This window comes from Mycobacterium sp. ITM-2016-00317, assembly GCF_002968295.1.
Lineage (GTDB): Bacteria > Actinomycetota > Actinomycetes > Mycobacteriales > Mycobacteriaceae > Mycobacterium.
Map to the genome: position 1 here is coordinate 1 of NZ_CP134399.1, position 14948 is coordinate 14948.

General features: G+C 67.5%; 11 protein-coding genes, 2 tRNA genes and 1 pseudogene. 11 read left to right on the plus strand and 3 right to left on the minus strand.

Annotated features, from left to right (window positions below; all coding sequences use genetic code 11):
- The 10 genes and pseudogenes from dnaA to C6A87_RS00050 all read left to right on the plus strand — a co-directional run bounded on the left by dnaA (position 1) and on the right by C6A87_RS00050 (position 11951).
- On the plus strand, positions 1–1485 hold the full coding sequence (dnaA, locus tag C6A87_RS00005) for a chromosomal replication initiator protein DnaA (RefSeq protein ID WP_311115400.1): 1485 nt from the start codon (positions 1–3) through the stop codon (positions 1483–1485).
- 572 nt (positions 1486–2057) lie between these two features.
- Entirely contained in the window at positions 2058–3254 is a 1197-nt protein-coding gene (gene dnaN / locus C6A87_RS00010; RefSeq protein WP_311115401.1) for a DNA polymerase III subunit beta, read from the plus strand.
- A 29-nt stretch (positions 3255–3283) separates the two neighbouring features.
- A complete protein-coding gene (gene gnd, locus C6A87_RS00015; RefSeq protein ID WP_311115402.1) occupies positions 3284–4177 on the plus strand; it encodes a phosphogluconate dehydrogenase (NAD(+)-dependent, decarboxylating) in 894 nt (297 codons plus the stop codon).
- A 13-nt stretch (positions 4178–4190) separates the two neighbouring features.
- Positions 4191–5351, plus strand: coding sequence for a DNA replication/repair protein RecF (gene recF, locus C6A87_RS00020; RefSeq protein WP_311115403.1), 1161 nt, complete (start codon positions 4191–4193; stop codon positions 5349–5351).
- Positions 5348–5904: pseudogene (locus C6A87_RS00025) on the plus strand (DUF721 family protein). The gene recF and the pseudogene C6A87_RS00025 overlap by 4 nt, the downstream one beginning before the upstream one ends.
- A 233-nt stretch (positions 5905–6137) precedes the next feature.
- Positions 6138–8165: a DNA topoisomerase (ATP-hydrolyzing) subunit B gene (gyrB, locus tag C6A87_RS00030; RefSeq protein WP_311115404.1), complete on the plus strand. Its 2028-nt coding sequence runs from the start codon at positions 6138–6140 to the stop codon at positions 8163–8165.
- Between the two features lie 18 nt (positions 8166–8183).
- Positions 8184–10706 (plus strand): DNA gyrase subunit A, encoded by a 2523-nt coding sequence (gyrA, locus tag C6A87_RS00035; RefSeq protein ID WP_311115405.1) that lies wholly within the window; start codon positions 8184–8186, stop codon positions 10704–10706.
- On the plus strand, positions 10707–11588 hold the full coding sequence (locus C6A87_RS00040; protein ID WP_311115406.1) for a DUF3566 domain-containing protein: 882 nt from the start codon (positions 10707–10709) through the stop codon (positions 11586–11588).
- 72 nt (positions 11589–11660) lie between these two features.
- Positions 11661–11734, plus strand: a tRNA-Ile gene (locus C6A87_RS00045).
- A gap of 144 nt (positions 11735–11878) precedes the next feature.
- Positions 11879–11951, plus strand: a tRNA-Ala gene (locus C6A87_RS00050).
- A 32-nt stretch (positions 11952–11983) separates the two neighbouring features.
- Here C6A87_RS00050 and C6A87_RS00055 read toward each other — a convergent pair.
- Both C6A87_RS00055 and cwsA read right to left on the minus strand, forming a co-directional pair.
- Positions 11984–13342 (minus strand): L-serine ammonia-lyase, encoded by a 1359-nt coding sequence (locus C6A87_RS00055; RefSeq protein ID WP_311115407.1) that lies wholly within the window; start codon positions 13340–13342, stop codon positions 11984–11986.
- Between the two features lie 9 nt (positions 13343–13351).
- Complete coding sequence (gene cwsA, locus C6A87_RS00060; protein ID WP_311115408.1) at positions 13352–13795, minus strand: cell wall synthesis protein CwsA; 444 nt, start codon at positions 13793–13795, stop codon at positions 13352–13354.
- Between the two features lie 91 nt (positions 13796–13886).
- Between cwsA and C6A87_RS00065 the strand changes: the two genes are divergently transcribed.
- Positions 13887–14432: a peptidylprolyl isomerase gene (locus C6A87_RS00065; protein WP_311115409.1), complete on the plus strand. Its 546-nt coding sequence runs from the start codon at positions 13887–13889 to the stop codon at positions 14430–14432.
- Here C6A87_RS00065 and C6A87_RS00070 read toward each other — a convergent pair.
- Positions 14429–14863: a PH domain-containing protein gene (locus tag C6A87_RS00070; protein WP_311115410.1), complete on the minus strand. Its 435-nt coding sequence runs from the start codon at positions 14861–14863 to the stop codon at positions 14429–14431. The two genes, C6A87_RS00065 and C6A87_RS00070, sit on opposite strands and share 4 nt — an antisense overlap.
- Positions 14864–14948: the final 85 nt, after the last annotated feature.

Here is a 14948-nt window from a genome sequence, read left to right on the forward strand (position 1 = left end):
GTGAGTACTGACCCCGATCCTCCCTTCGTTTCCATCTGGGACAACGTCGTCACCGAACTCAACGGAGCCGACGGCGTCGGGAACGGGTCACTGACCCCGCAGCAGCGCGCCTGGCTCAAACTGGTCAAGCCTCTCGTGATCACCGAAGGCTTCGCGCTGCTCTCGGTACCCACCCCGTTCGTCCAGAACGAGATCGAGCGTCATCTGCGGGAACCGATCGTCGCGGCGCTGAGCCGGCAGCTCGGACAGCGGGTCGAGCTCGGTGTGCGTATCGCCGACCCCGTGCCGGACGACGCCGACGACACCAACGGCTCCCCCATGGCGCCCGCGCCGATCTCGGACCCGGACGAGGACGTCGTCGACGACGACCTGGCCGCCAGGGCGAGTGCCGAGGAGAGCTGGCCGTCGTACTTCTCCAAACGGGCCAACCGCGCGACCGAGGACGACAACACCTCGGTCACGCTGAATCGGCGCTACACGTTCGACACCTTCGTCATCGGCGCGTCCAACCGCTTCGCGCACGCTGCCACCCTGGCCATTGCCGAGGCGCCCGCGCGGGCCTACAACCCGCTGTTCATCTGGGGTGAGTCCGGTCTGGGCAAGACCCATCTGCTGCACGCCGCGGGCAACTACGCCCAGCGGCTGTTCCCCGGCATGCGGGTCAAGTACGTCTCCACCGAGGAATTCACCAACGACTTCATCAACTCGCTGCGCGACGACCGGCGCGCGTCGTTCAAGCGCACCTACCGCGACATCGACGTGCTCCTGGTCGACGACATCCAGTTCATCGAAGGCAAGGACGGAATCCAGGAGGAGTTCTTCCACACCTTCAACACGCTGCACAACGCGAACAAGCAGATCGTGATCTCCTCGGACCGGCCGCCCAAGCAGTTGGCCACCCTCGAGGACCGGCTCCGCACCCGATTCGAGTGGGGCCTGATCACCGACGTGCAGCCGCCCGAACTCGAGACGCGAATCGCCATCCTGCGCAAGAAAGCTCAGATGGACCGACTCGATGTACCCGGCGATGTGCTCGAGCTCATCGCCAGCAAGATCGAGCGCAACATCCGCGAGCTCGAAGGCGCACTGATCCGGGTCACCGCGTTCGCGTCGCTGAACAAGACGCCGATCGACAAGTCGCTGGCCGAGATCGTGCTGCGGGATCTGATCTCCGATCCCAGCACCATGCAGATCAGCACCGCCGCGATCATGGCTGCCACCGCCGAGTACTTCGAGACCAGCGTGGAGGAGCTGCGCGGTCCGGGCAAGACGCGTGCGCTGGCTCAGTCCCGGCAGATCGCGATGTACCTGTGCCGGGAGCTCACCGACCTCTCGCTGCCCAAGATCGGCCAGGCCTTCGGCCGCGACCACACCACGGTGATGTACGCGGAGAAGAAGATTCGTGCCGAAATGGCCGAGCGCCGTGAGGTCTTCGATCACGTCAAGGAACTCACCACCCGGATTCGGCAGCGCTCCAAGCGCTGATCCACCCCGTTCGAGATCACTCACAGCACGCGCTCCGGCGCGTGCTGTCTGCGTGTCGTACCCGCGTGTCGTCGACCGCCGCGCGCCGGCCGGTGAAAATCTTGCGTCACTGCGGCCCCAGTAATCACACAAAAGGGTGTGCACGGACCTGTGTACAACCTGGGGCCAACCGCCCCGATCACTGCCCGCCGCTCCCCAGCGCCGGCCCCATCCCCAACCGGGCCGCCACCGTCCGACAACACTCCCCAACCTGCTCACATGCCGTCGACCCCGCTGGCCTGCACCGAACCCGCGTTATCCCCAGACTGCACAGCACCTATTACTGATACTGATCTCTATCCATAGATTTCTTCTAGAAGAAGGTCCTTGGGGAAAGTTGTAATCCCAGGCTCGGACAGGCGCTCCGCGACCTGCGTGTCGGCCCGGACGTTTAGCTTTCAAGTTGGGGCCGAAAGCTCTACGGTGGTTCATCGACAGCCGTTCCGGTCGTCGCCGCATGCCTGGTGGCATGACGTGCACCTCTGGGAAATCGCTGGTCATTGCTTTGTCGGGGTGTGCATCGAAGGGACGCTATGAACGTGGCGACAACGGCTGGTCTGACGGATCTGAAGTTCCGGCTGACTCGCGAGGACTTCGCCGACGCCGTCGCCTGGGTCGCGCGCAACCTGCCGTCCCGGCCGACGGTGCCCGTGCTGGCAGGTGTGCTGCTCACCGGCTCCGACGAGGGCCTGACGGTCTCCGGATTCGATTACGAGGTCTCTGCCGAAGTGCAGATTCCGGCCGAGATAGCTTCTCCGGGAAGCGTTTTGGTGTCAGGTCGGCTGCTGAACGACATCGTCCGGTCGTTGCCGGCCAAGCCGGTCGACGTCAGCGTCGAGGGCACCCGGGTCTCGCTGACCTGCGGCAGCGCCCGGTTCTCGCTGCCGACGATGGCTGTCGAGGACTACCCGACGCTGCCGACGCTGCCCGACGAGACCGGCGTGGTGTCGTCCGAGCTGTTCGCCGAGGCCATCGGCCAGGTCGCGGTGGCCGCCGGCCGCGACGACACCCTGCCCATGCTGACCGGCATCCGCGTCGAGATCTCCGGCGAAAAGGTCGTTCTGGCCGCCACCGACCGGTTCCGGCTCGCCGTGCGTGAGCTCACCTGGTCGACCAGCGCCCCCGGCCTCGAGGCCGCGGTGCTGGTGCCGGCGAAGACCCTGGCTGAGGCGGCCAAGGCCGGCACCGACGGCCAGGAAGTACACCTGTCGCTGGGGTCCGGCCCGAGCGTGGGCAAGGAAGGCCTGCTGGGCATCCGGAGCAAGGGCAAGCGCAGCACCACCCGGTTGCTCGACGCGGAGTTCCCGAAGTTCCGCCAGCTGCTGCCCACCGAGCACACCGCGGTGGCCACCCTCGGGGTGGCCGAGCTCACCGAGGCGATCAAGCGTGTCGCGTTGGTGGCCGACCGCGGTGCGCAGGTCCGGATGGAATTCGCCGACGATGTGCTGCGGCTGTCGGCCGGCGCCGACGATGTCGGCCGCGCCGAGGAGGACCTGCCCGTCCAGTTCTCCGGAGATCCGCTGACCATCGCGTTCAACCCGACGTATCTGACCGACGGACTGGGTTCGCTGCACGCCGACCGGGTGACCTTCGGCTTCACCACCCCGAGCCGTCCTGCGGTGTTGCGCCCGGCGGGCGAGGATGACGGTGGCGCGGCGGGCAACGGGCCGTTCCCGGCCGCGCAGACCGATTACGTGTACCTGTTGATGCCGGTCCGGCTTCCCGGCTGACCGCAGCATCGACGAGGAGAGGCGCTGACGTGCAGTTGGGTCTGATCGGGCTCGGCAAGATGGGCTACAACATGCGTACCCGCCTGCGCGACGGCGGCCACGAGGTGGTGGGTTACGACCCGCGCCCGGAGGTGTCCGACGTGGCCTCCCTCGAGGAACTCGCCGACCGGCTGGAGTCCCCGCGCGTGGTGTGGGTGATGGTGCCCTCGGGCACGGTGACCGACAGCACGATCACCGCGCTCGTCGACGTGCTGGGCGAGGGCGACCTGGTCATCGACGGCGGAAACTCCCGCTACACCGAGGACGCTCCGCATGCGGAATTGTTGGCGCAGAAGGGAATTGCGTTCATCGACGCCGGCGTCTCGGGCGGTATCTGGGGCCTCACCGAAGGGTACGGGCTCATGGTCGGCGGCAGCGATGCCGACGTCGCGCGCGCCATGCCGATCTTCGACACACTGCGCCCCCCGGGCCCGCGCGAGGACGGATTCGTCCACGTCGGCCCGGTCGGCGCAGGCCACTTCGCCAAGATGGTGCACAACGGCATCGAGTACGCGCTGATGACCGCCTACGCCGAGGGGTACGAGCTGCTCGCCGCCGAGGACCTGGTGCAGAATCCCCAGGCGGTGTACCAGGCGTGGACCAACGGCACCGTGGTGCGCTCCTGGCTGCAGCAGCTGCTGGCCCGCGCGCTGAAAGACGATCCCAACCTCGCCGAGATTAGCGGCTACACCGAGGATTCCGGCGAAGGCAGGTGGACCGTCGAGGAGGCGATCCGGCTGCGGGTCCCGGTGCCGGGGATCGCGGCGTCACTGTTCGCCCGTTTCCTGTCCCGCCAGGACGAATCCCCGACGATGAAAGCCGTTGCCGCCCTGCGTAACCAGTTCGGTGGCCACGCCGTCAAACGAGTGAGCGAATCCGGCTGACCGAGGTGTACCCGTGTATGTACGTCACCTGGCGCTGACCGACTTCCGGTCGTGGGCCCGCGTCGAGCTCGAGCTGACGCCGGGGCGCACGGTGTTCGTCGCACCCAACGGCTTCGGTAAGACGAATCTTGTTGAGGCACTGTGGTACACGGCGACGCTGGGTTCACACCGGGTGGCCTCCGACGCTCCGCTGGTCCGGGCCGGTGCCGACCGCGCGGTGGTCTCCACCATCGTCGTCAACGAGGGCCGGGAACTCGCCGTCGACCTCGACATCACCTCAGGCCGGGCCAACAAGGCGCGGTTGAACCGCTCCCCCGTCCGATCGGCCCGCGAAATCCTCGGCGTGCTCCGCGCGGTGCTGTTCGCTCCCGAGGACCTGTCGCTGGTCCGGGGCGACCCCGGTGAACGCCGGCGGTACCTCGACGAACTGGCCACCACCCGGCGGCCCCGGATCGCCGGGGTGCGTGCCGATTACGACAAGGTGGTCAGGCAGCGCACCGCGCTACTCAAGACCGCCTCGGGCGCCAGGTTCCGCGGCGACCGCGGCGCGCTCGAGACCCTCGATGTGTGGGACGGCCACCTGGCGCATCACGGTGCCCAACTGATCAACGCCCGGGTGCAACTGGTCAACGAGCTGGCTCCCGAGGTGGAGAAGGCCTACCAACTGCTGGCTCCCGCGTCGCGGCCGGCGGCGATCCGCTACCGCAGCGCGGTCGAGGTGATCGAAGCCGAAGCCGCTGCGGGCAACAGCGATGTGGAGATGCTCGAGGCTGCATTGCTCGATGCGCTGAGCCGGCGTCGCGACGCCGAACTCGAGCGCGGCGTGTGTCTTGTCGGTCCCCACCGCGATGATCTGGAACTACGGCTGGGCGATCAGGTCGCCAAGGGCTTCGCCAGCCACGGCGAGTCCTGGTCGATGGCGCTGGCGCTGCGGCTGGCCGCCTACGAACTGCTGCGCACAGAGGGAGGGGATCCGGTGTTGTTGCTCGACGACGTGTTCGCCGAACTTGACAACGCGCGGCGCCAGGCGCTGGCCCAGGTGGCCGCCTCGGCCGAGCAGGTTCTCGTCACCGCGGCGGTGGCCGAGGACATCCCGGCCGCATGGGACGCCCGCCGCATCGAGATCACGATGCAGGACGACGACGCCGGCCGCGTCTCCATGGTGCGGTCATGACCGACGAGGACGCCGTGCCCGGTCCCCCGGCGCACCTGGAGGGGCTCAAGGGCATGGACCTGGTGCGCCGGACCCTCGAGGAAGCCCGCGGCGCGGCCCGCCAGCAGGGCAAGAACGTCGGTATGGGACGGCGCGCGCCGGCTCCCGCCGGGTCGCCGGCGGCGGTCGGCGGCGGTGGTCCGGTCCGGGACCGGACAACCGGGACCCGCAGCTGCTCGGCTCGCTGACCAACGAGGTCGCCCGTAGTCGGGGCTGGTCCACCCGGGTTTCCGAGGGCGCGGTGTTCGGCCGCTGGCGTGAGGTGGTCGGTGAGCAGATCGCCGCCCACGCGACGCCGACCACGCTCAACGAAGGGGTGCTGACGGTGTCGGCGGAATCGACGGCGTGGGCCACCCAGCTGCGGATGGTGCAGTCCCAGATCCTGGCCAAGATCGCCGCGGCGGTCGGTGACGGCATCGTCACCTCGCTCAAGATCGTCGGGCCGATGGGGCCGTCCTGGCGGAAAGGCCCGTACCGAGTGCCGGGGCGCGGACCCCGCGACACCTACGGCTGAGGGGAATCGCCGGACCTGCCTCAGAGCCGCCAGAACACGTTCCGGCGGTTGCCACGCCGTCGAGACCTATCTCTATCCGAGAAATTCCGCGCACGACGCGATCAGGTATGTGGAAACGCCGCTGCAGAATCAGTCCAGACGGTATGCGAAGGTAGACTGTGACGGTGATCCGCGAGGGGTGGTCGACCCCTCCGCCGGACATCCCTGTCAAAGACCAAGGAGACGCGTCCAACGTGGCTGCCCAGAAGAAGAACGCCCCGACTGAATACGGCGCCGATTCCATCAAGGTCCTCGAGGGCCTGGAAGCGGTACGTAAGCGGCCGGGCATGTATATCGGTTCGACCGGCGAACGCGGTCTGCATCACCTTATCTGGGAGGTGGTGGACAACGCCGTCGACGAAGCGATGGCGGGTTTCGCGACCAAGGTCGACGTCAGAATCCTCGAAGACGGCGGAGTCGAGGTCACCGACGACGGCCGCGGCATCCCGGTGGCCATGCACTCCACCGGCATCCCGACCATCGACGTCGTGATGACGGTGCTGCACGCAGGCGGCAAGTTCGAGGAAGGCGCCTACCAGGTCTCCGGTGGCCTGCACGGTGTCGGTGTGTCGGTGGTCAACGCACTGTCCACCCGCCTGGAGGCCGACATCCGCAAGGACGGCTACGAGTGGTTCCAGACCTACGACCGCTCGGTGCCGGGAACCCTCAAGCAGGGTGAGAAGACGACCAAGACCGGCAGCACCATCCGGTTCTGGGCCGACCCGGACATCTTCGAGACCACCACCTACGACTTCGAGACGATCGCGCGCCGGCTGCAGGAGATGGCGTTCCTGAACAAGGGCCTGACGATCGAGCTCACCGACGAGCGGGTCACCCCCACCGACGTCGTCGACGACGTGGTCAGCGACCACGCCGAGGCGCCGAAGTCGGCCGAGGAGAAGGCGGCCGAGGCCAGAGCCCCGCAGAAGGTCAAGCACCGGGTGTTCCACTACCCCGGCGGCCTGGTCGACTTCGTCAAGCACATCAACCGCACGAAGACCGCGATCCAGCCCAGCGTCATCGACTTCGAGGGCAAGGGCCCCGGTCACGAGGTCGAGGTGGCGATGCAGTGGAACGCCGGATATTCGGAGTCGGTGCACACGTTCGCCAACACCATCAACACCCATGAGGGCGGCACCCACGAAGAGGGGTTCCGCGCGGCGCTGACGTCGGTGGTGAACAAGTACGCCAAGGACAAGAAGCTGCTCAAGGAGAAGGACCCGAACCTCACCGGTGACGACATCCGAGAGGGTCTGGCCGCGGTCATCTCGGTGAAGGTGTCCCAGCCGCAGTTCGAGGGTCAGACCAAGACCAAGCTGGGTAACACCGAGGTCAAGTCGTTCGTCCAGAAGATCTGCAACGAGCAGCTCAACCACTGGTTCGAATCGAACCCGGCCGAGGCCAAGACCGTGATCAACAAGGCGGTGTCCTCCGCGCAGGCCCGCATGGCCGCGCGCAAGGCCCGGGAACTGGTGCGGCGCAAGAGCGCCACCGACATCGGCGGACTGCCCGGCAAGCTCGCCGACTGCCGCTCCACCGACCCCAGCAAGTCCGAACTGTATGTGGTGGAGGGTGACTCGGCCGGCGGCTCGGCCAAGAGCGGCCGGGACTCGATGTTCCAGGCGATCCTTCCGCTGCGCGGCAAGATCATCAACGTCGAGAAGGCCCGCATCGACCGCGTGCTCAAGAACACCGAAGTCCAGGCGATCATCACCGCGCTGGGCACCGGCATCCACGACGAATTCGACCTGTCGAAGCTGCGCTACCACAAGATCGTGCTGATGGCCGACGCCGACGTCGACGGCCAGCACATCTCGACGCTGCTGCTGACACTGCTGTTCCGGTTCATGAAACCGCTTGTGGAGAACGGCCATATCTTCCTGGCCCAGCCGCCGCTGTACAAGCTGAAGTGGCAGCGGACCGAGCCGGAATTCGCGTACTCCGACCGTGAGCGCGACGGCCTGCTCGAGGCCGGACGGGCCGCGGGCAAGCGAATCAACGTCGAGGACGGCATCCAGCGCTACAAGGGTCTGGGCGAGATGGACGCCAAGGAGCTGTGGGAGACCACCATGGATCCGTCGGTGCGCGTGCTGCGCCAGGTGACCCTCGACGATGCGGCCGCGGCCGACGAACTGTTCTCCATCCTGATGGGCGAGGACGTCGAAGCCCGTCGGAGCTTCATCACGCGTAATGCCAAAGACGTTCGCTTTCTTGATGTTTAACTGACATAGGGAAATTCCATGACTGACACCACGTTGCCTCCGGGCGACGAAGCAGGAGACCGGATCGAGCCGGTCGACATCCAACAGGAGATGCAGCGCAGCTACATCGATTACGCGATGAGCGTGATCGTCGGCCGCGCGCTGCCCGAGGTGCGTGACGGTCTCAAGCCCGTGCACCGCCGCGTCCTCTACGCCATGTTCGACTCCGGCTTCCGGCCCGATCGCGGACACGCGAAATCCGCACGCTCCGTTGCCGAGACGATGGGTAACTACCACCCGCACGGCGACTCCTCCATCTACGACACCCTGGTCCGGATGGCGCAGCCGTGGTCGCTCCGCTACCCACTGGTCGACGGGCAGGGCAACTTCGGCTCACCGGGTAACGACCCGCCGGCGGCCATGCGGTACACCGAGGCGCGGCTTACTCCGCTGGCCATGGAGATGCTGCGCGAAATCGACGAGGAGACAGTCGATTTCATCCCGAACTACGACGGCCGCGTACAGGAGCCGACGGTTCTGCCGAGCCGGTTCCCGAACCTGCTCGCCAACGGCTCGGGCGGCATCGCCGTCGGCATGGCCACCAACATGCCGCCGCACAACCTGCGTGAGCTCGCCGAGGCCGTGTACTGGTGTCTGGAGAACTACGAGGCCGACGAGGAAGCCACCCTCGAGGCGGTCTGTGAGCGGGTCAAGGGACCGGACTTCCCGACCCACGGCCTGATCGTCGGTTCGCAGGGCATCGACGACACGTACAAGACCGGGCGCGGTTCGATCCGCATGCGCGGCGTGGTGGAGATCGAGGAGGACAGCCGCGGCCGTACCTCACTGGTGATCACCGAGTTGCCGTACCAGGTCAACCACGACAACTTCATCACCTCCATCGCCGAGCAGGTCCGCGACGGGAAGCTCACCGGCATCTCGAACATCGAGGACCAGTCCAGCGATCGCGTCGGTCTGCGCATCGTGGTCGAGGTCAAGCGCGACGCCGTGGCCAAGGTGGTGCTGAACAACCTCTACAAGCACACCCAGCTGCAGACCAGCTTCGGCGCCAACATGCTCTCGATCGTCGACGGGGTGCCGCGCACGCTGCGCCTGGACCAGCTGATCCGCCACTACGTCAACCATCAGCTCGACGTGATCGTCCGCCGGACCCGGTACCGGCTGCGCAAGGCCAACGAACGGGCCCACATCCTGCGCGGTCTGGTCAAGGCGCTCGACGCCCTCGACGAGGTCATCGCGTTGATCCGCGCCTCGCAGACCGTCGACATCGCACGCAGCGGCCTGATCGAGCTGCTCGACATCGACGAGATCCAGGCGCAGGCGATCCTGGACATGCAGCTGCGCCGCCTGGCCGCGCTGGAACGTCAGCGCATCGTCGACGATCTGGCCAAGATCGAAGCCGAGATCGCCGACCTCGAGGACATTCTGGCCAAGCCGGAACGCCAGCGCGCGATCGTGCACGACGAACTCAAGGAGATCGTCGACAAGTACGGCGACGACCGCCGGACCCGGATCGTCCCGGCCGACGGTGACGTCGCCGACGAGGATCTGATCGCCCGCGAGGACGTCGTCGTCACGATCACCGAGACCGGCTACGCCAAGCGCACCAAGACCGACCTGTACCGCAGCCAGAAGCGCGGTGGCAAGGGCGTGCAGGGTGCGGGCCTCAAGCAGGACGACATCGTCAACCACTTCTTCGTCTGCTCGACCCACGACTGGATCCTGTTCTTCACCACGCAGGGTCGGGTGTACCGGGCCAAGGCCTACGAGTTGCCGGAGGCGTCGCGGACCGCACGCGGCCAGCACGTCGCCAACCTGCTGGCGTTCCAGCCCAACGAGCGGATCGCGCAGGTCATCCAGCTCAAGACCTACGAGGATGCGCCGTACCTGGTGTTGGCCACCCGCAACGGTCTGGTCAAGAAGTCCCGGCTGGTCGATTTCGACTCCAACCGCTCGGGCGGCATCGTCGCGGTGAACCTGCGCGACGGTGACGAACTCGTCGGTGCGGTGCTGTGCTCCGCGGACGACGACCTGCTGCTGGTGTCGGCGAACGGACAGTCGATCCGGTTCTCGGCCACCGACGAGGCACTGCGCCCGATGGGCCGGGCGACCTCGGGTGTGCAGGGCATGCGGTTCAACGCGGACGACGCACTGCTGTCGCTCAACGTGGTCCGGGAGGACACCTACCTGTTGGTCGCGACCTCGGGTGGGTACGCCAAGCGCACCGCGATCGACGAGTACCCGGTCCAGGGCCGCGGCGGCAAGGGGGTGCTGACCATCCAGTTCGACAAGCGGCGTGGCACGCTGGTCGGAGCGTTGATCGTCGACGACGACACCGAGTTGTACGCGATCACCTCCGGTGGCGGCGTCATCCGGACCGCCGCGCGTCAGGTTCGTAAGGCCGGTCGTCAGACCAAGGGCGTTCGGTTGATGAACCTGGGTGAGGGGGACACACTTATCGCGATCGCGCGCAATGCCGAAGCCGGCGACAGCACCGACGAGGTCAATACCGACCCGGAGGCGACCAGTGAGGAGTCGTAGGTGAGCTCACCGAAGGAGCCGGGCCACCCGCGTCAGGGTGATACCGCCAACGGCCCCGCTGCGGGCCCGGAGAACGGTGCCCGGGCTCCCCACCTGGCCGACAGCGGCGACGTGCCGCCGTGGCAGCGGGGTCCGGCCGGCCGGGCCAGGCAGCCGCAGTCGCACGGCCCGGAGGGAGCACCCGGCAACCCGGGTCCCGGCAACCAGGCGGGCCTGGACGCCCGGCTGAACCGGTTCATGGCCGGCGGAGGTCAGGAGACCGACGCCCCGCCTCGTAACGACCGCACCGACGTGGTCCGCGCCGAGCCTCCCCGCCAGGAGGCGGGTGCCCGGCCGGACACCGCCGGGGCGGCCTACGCCAGCGAGCTACCCGATCTGTCAGGTGGGCGGCCACGCCAACAGCGCAAGCCGATGGAGCGGCCGCCGGTGGAGCCCCAGCAGCCGACGAAGTCGCCGACCAAGGCCACCCCACCGGCGGGCAACCGCGCGCTGCAGGCCGGAAACCGCCAGCACCGCGGTCCGGTGCGGGCCAGCATGCAGATCCGGCGCGTCGATCCGTGGAGCACGCTGAAGGTGTCGCTGCTGCTGTCGGTGGTGCTGTTCTTCGTGTGGATGATCGCCGTCGCGTTCCTGTATCTGGTGCTCGGCGGCATGGGCGTGTGGACCAAGCTCAACAGCAACGTCGGAGACCTGCTCACCAGCGCCAGCGGCAGCTCCGGCGGCGAGCTGGTGTCCAGCGGCACCATCTTCGGCGGGGCCGCGCTGATCGGGCTGGTCAACATCGTGCTGATGACCGCCGCGGCGACCGTCGGGGCCTTCATCTACAACCTGACGACCGATCTGGTGGGCGGCGTGGAGGTCACCCTCGCCGATCGCGACTGACGTCACGACATCGCGGTTTGGGTGAGGGGTTGTCGGTACGGTAATCTCGGCGCTCGGCCGTTGTGGTTTGACGGGGCTATAGCTCAGGCGGTTAGAGCGCTTCGCTGATAACGAAGAGGTCGGAGGTTCGAGTCCTCCTAGCCCCACGGAAAGGTGCATGTCGATGCGGCTGGTGCTTCTGATCGGCGCGGGCCTCGCGGCCGCCGCGGTGCTCGTGTGGCGCACCCAGCACGGCCCCGAGGTGTGGCACACCTTGGCGGAGTCGGCACCCGACGCACCTTGATCGGCCAGGGGCCTTAGCTCAGTTGGTAGAGCGCTGCCTTTGCAAGGCAGATGTCAGGAGTTCGAATCTCCTAGGCTCCACAGTTCACATTTCACGGCGTCAACATTCCACGTCAACATTCCACGACGTTGAGCGCCAGTCCCCCGCGCGACGTTTCTTTGTACTTCTCGGCCATGTCGGCCCCGGTGTCGCGCATGGTCTTGATCGCGGTGTCCAGGCTGACGTGGTGGTTGCCGTCGCCGAACAGCGCCATCCGGGCGGCGGTGATCGCCTTCACCGATGCGACGGCGTTGCGTTCGATGCACGGGATCTGCACCAGTCCCCCGACCGGGTCGCACGTCAGCCCGAGGTTGTGCTCGATGCCGATCTCGGCCGCGTTCTCGACCTGCGCCGGCGTCGCGCCCAGCACCGCGGCCAGCCCGCCCGCGGCCATCGAGCAGGCCGAGCCCACCTCGCCCTGACAACCGACCTCGGCACCGGATATCGACGCGTTGGCCTTGAAGAGCTGTCCGATCGCGGCCGCGGTCAGCAGGAACTCGACCACCCCGTCCTCGTCGGCACCCGGAACGAAGCGCCAGTAGTAGTGCAGCACTGCGGGGATGATCCCGGCGGCACCGTTGGTGGGTGCGGTCACCACCCGCCCGCCTGCGGCGTTCTCCTCGTTGACCGCCAGCGCGTACACGGTGACCCAGTCGATCGCATACAGCGGGTCGGTCGGGTCGTCCTGCAGCGACTGCGCGAGCGCCCTGGCCCGCCGACGGACATGCAGGCGCCCGGGAAGCGTGCCGTCGGCGACCAGCCCGTTGCCGACGCATTCGCGCATGACGGCCCAGATACCCAGCAGCCCGGTCCGCAGCCGTGGCCCGTTGCCCATTGCCTCCTCGTTGGCGGCGACCAGATCAGCGATGCTGCAACGATTCTCGACAGCGAGGGCGATGAGGTCGGCGCCGGTGCGGAACGGGTACGGCAGGGCCACGTCATCGCCGGAGGGCGCCCGGGCCTGTTCCTCGTCGACGACGAAGCCGCCGCCCACCGAGTAGTACACCCGCTGCGCCAGCTGTGAGCCGTCGCCGGCATGGGCGGTGAACACCATTCCGTTGCTGTGGAAGTCCATGGGCTGCAACGACAGAACGATGTCGGTGGCCATGTCGAAGTCGACCTGCGGTCCGCCGCCGACCCGCAGCAGACCGGTGTCGGCGACCTCGGCCACCCGAAGCCTCGCCGCGACCGGGTCGACGGTCTCGGGATCGGCGCCCTCCAGGCCGAGCACCACCGCCCCGGGCGTGCCGTGCCCGGCACCGGTGGCGCCCAGCGATCCGTACAACTCGACCCGGAGCCGGGCCAGCGCCGCCAGTGACCCGTCGGCGGCCAGGCTGTCGACGAAGCGCTTGGCCGCGCGCATCGGACCCACGGTGTGGGAACTCGACGGCCCGATGCCGACAGAGAACAGATCGAACACCGAGACCGCCATCGGATGCAGCTACGGCTTCGGTGTGACTTCGACGCTGGGCGGCAGCGGCGACGGTTCGGGTTGGTGGGAGCGGCGCAGGATCGAGAACGTCACCGCTCCCCCGGCCAGCACCGCGACCGCGATGCCCGCCAGCACCAGCGGGCGGCGGCGTCCGCGGGATCGGCGGGGTTCCCGGGCCTTCTGCAGCGCCTCCGGGAGACCGGCGACGACCTCCTGAACGGCGGCCACCTCGTGGGAGAGGGTTTCCTGGGCCGCGGCGAGCTCGGCCTTGAGCTGGCGGGCGACCTTGCTTCGTCGGTACCGGTCGCCTGCCCACGCGGCCGTGGACCGCACGGAATCGACTCCGAGGCCCACCGCTCCCCTGGTGACGTCGACCGGGCCGACGGCCGAGTACTTCAGCCCCCGGCCCAGCCGGCGGCTCGGGGTCAGGCGTACGCGGGTCTCGGAGCTCATGTCCCACCTCTTCTCGGGCTCGCGGATGTGGCCCCACCCAGCGTGCCATCCCCGGCTACGGCACGGTGGCCGGTTGGCGGTCGGAGGCCGCGTGGCAGACTGGATTCCCGTGACGAGTCCCATTCAGACCGCGACCGCAACCCTGCACACCAACCGCGGCGACATCAAGATCGCTCTCTTCGGAAACCACGCCCCGAAGACCGTGTCCAACTTCGTCGGACTGGCCCAGGGCACCAAGGAATACAGCACGGAGAACGCGTCGGGCGGCTCGTCGGGGCCGTTCTACGACGGGGTGATCTTCCACCGCGTCATCGAAGGTTTCATGATCCAGGGCGGTGACCCCACCGGTACGGGCCGCGGCGACGCGGGCTACAAGTTCGCCGACGAGTTCCATCCGGAACTGCAGTTCGACAAGCCCTACCTGCTGGCCATGGCCAACGCCGGCCCGGGCACCAACGGTTCGCAGTTCTTCATCACCGTGACCGAGACGCCACACCTGAACCGGCGCCACACGATCTTCGGTGAGGTCGTCGATCCGGAGTCGCGCAAGGTCGTCGATGCGATCGCCGCCACCGCGACGGACCGTAGCGACCGCCCCGTCGACCCGGTCGTCATCGAGTCGATCACCATCTCCTAGACGTCTGCGGTACCGGCGCCGGGCGCATACCCGGCGTCGGTCAGCACGTCCAGTACATGTAGCGGGTCGGTGCCCAGATCCCACCGGCTCAGCACCAGTAGCCGGTCATCGGTGGTGTCCACTTCCAGCAGCCGCATCTTGCGGCCGATGCGCCGGAACTCGGTGATGCGGATGCGCGTGATGTCCGACTTGGTCAGTCGCCGCGTGCCGAACCACCCGCGGTAGACCAGAGCGCCATCGGCGATTGCCAGTTTTGGACGTGCGCGCCAAGACATGAGTGCAAACACGATCAACCCGACTGCGGCAACACCGATCAGAAGCCGCCCCGGAGGGTCTGTGACCAGGGTCACAGCGCCTATCGCCAGCACCACACCCAAAATTCCGGTCACGATGATGCCTGCGGGTGACGGGCCCCACTTTGTTTGCTGCATTCGGTTTTCACACCCTCCTACCGCGATAAATGCGGTTATCCACAGGTGCTATCCCCAATGGGGATGAATAACATCCGTGTGATCC

Coding starts and splice junctions, on each gene's coding strand:
- dnaN (WP_311115401.1), top strand. CDS start 2,058: ATGAACGTGGCGACAACGGCTGGTCTGACGGATCTGAAGTTCCGGCTG.
- gyrA (WP_311115405.1), top strand. CDS start 8,184: ATGACTGACACCACGTTGCCTCCGGGCGACGAAGCAGGAGACCGGATC.
- C6A87_RS00055 (WP_311115407.1), bottom strand. CDS start 13,342: ATGGCGGTCTCGGTGTTCGATCTGTTCTCTGTCGGCATCGGGCCGTCG.
- cwsA (WP_311115408.1), bottom strand. CDS start 13,795: ATGAGCTCCGAGACCCGCGTACGCCTGACCCCGAGCCGCCGGCTGGGC.
- C6A87_RS00070 (WP_311115410.1), bottom strand. CDS start 14,863: ATGCAGCAAACAAAGTGGGGCCCGTCACCCGCAGGCATCATCGTGACC.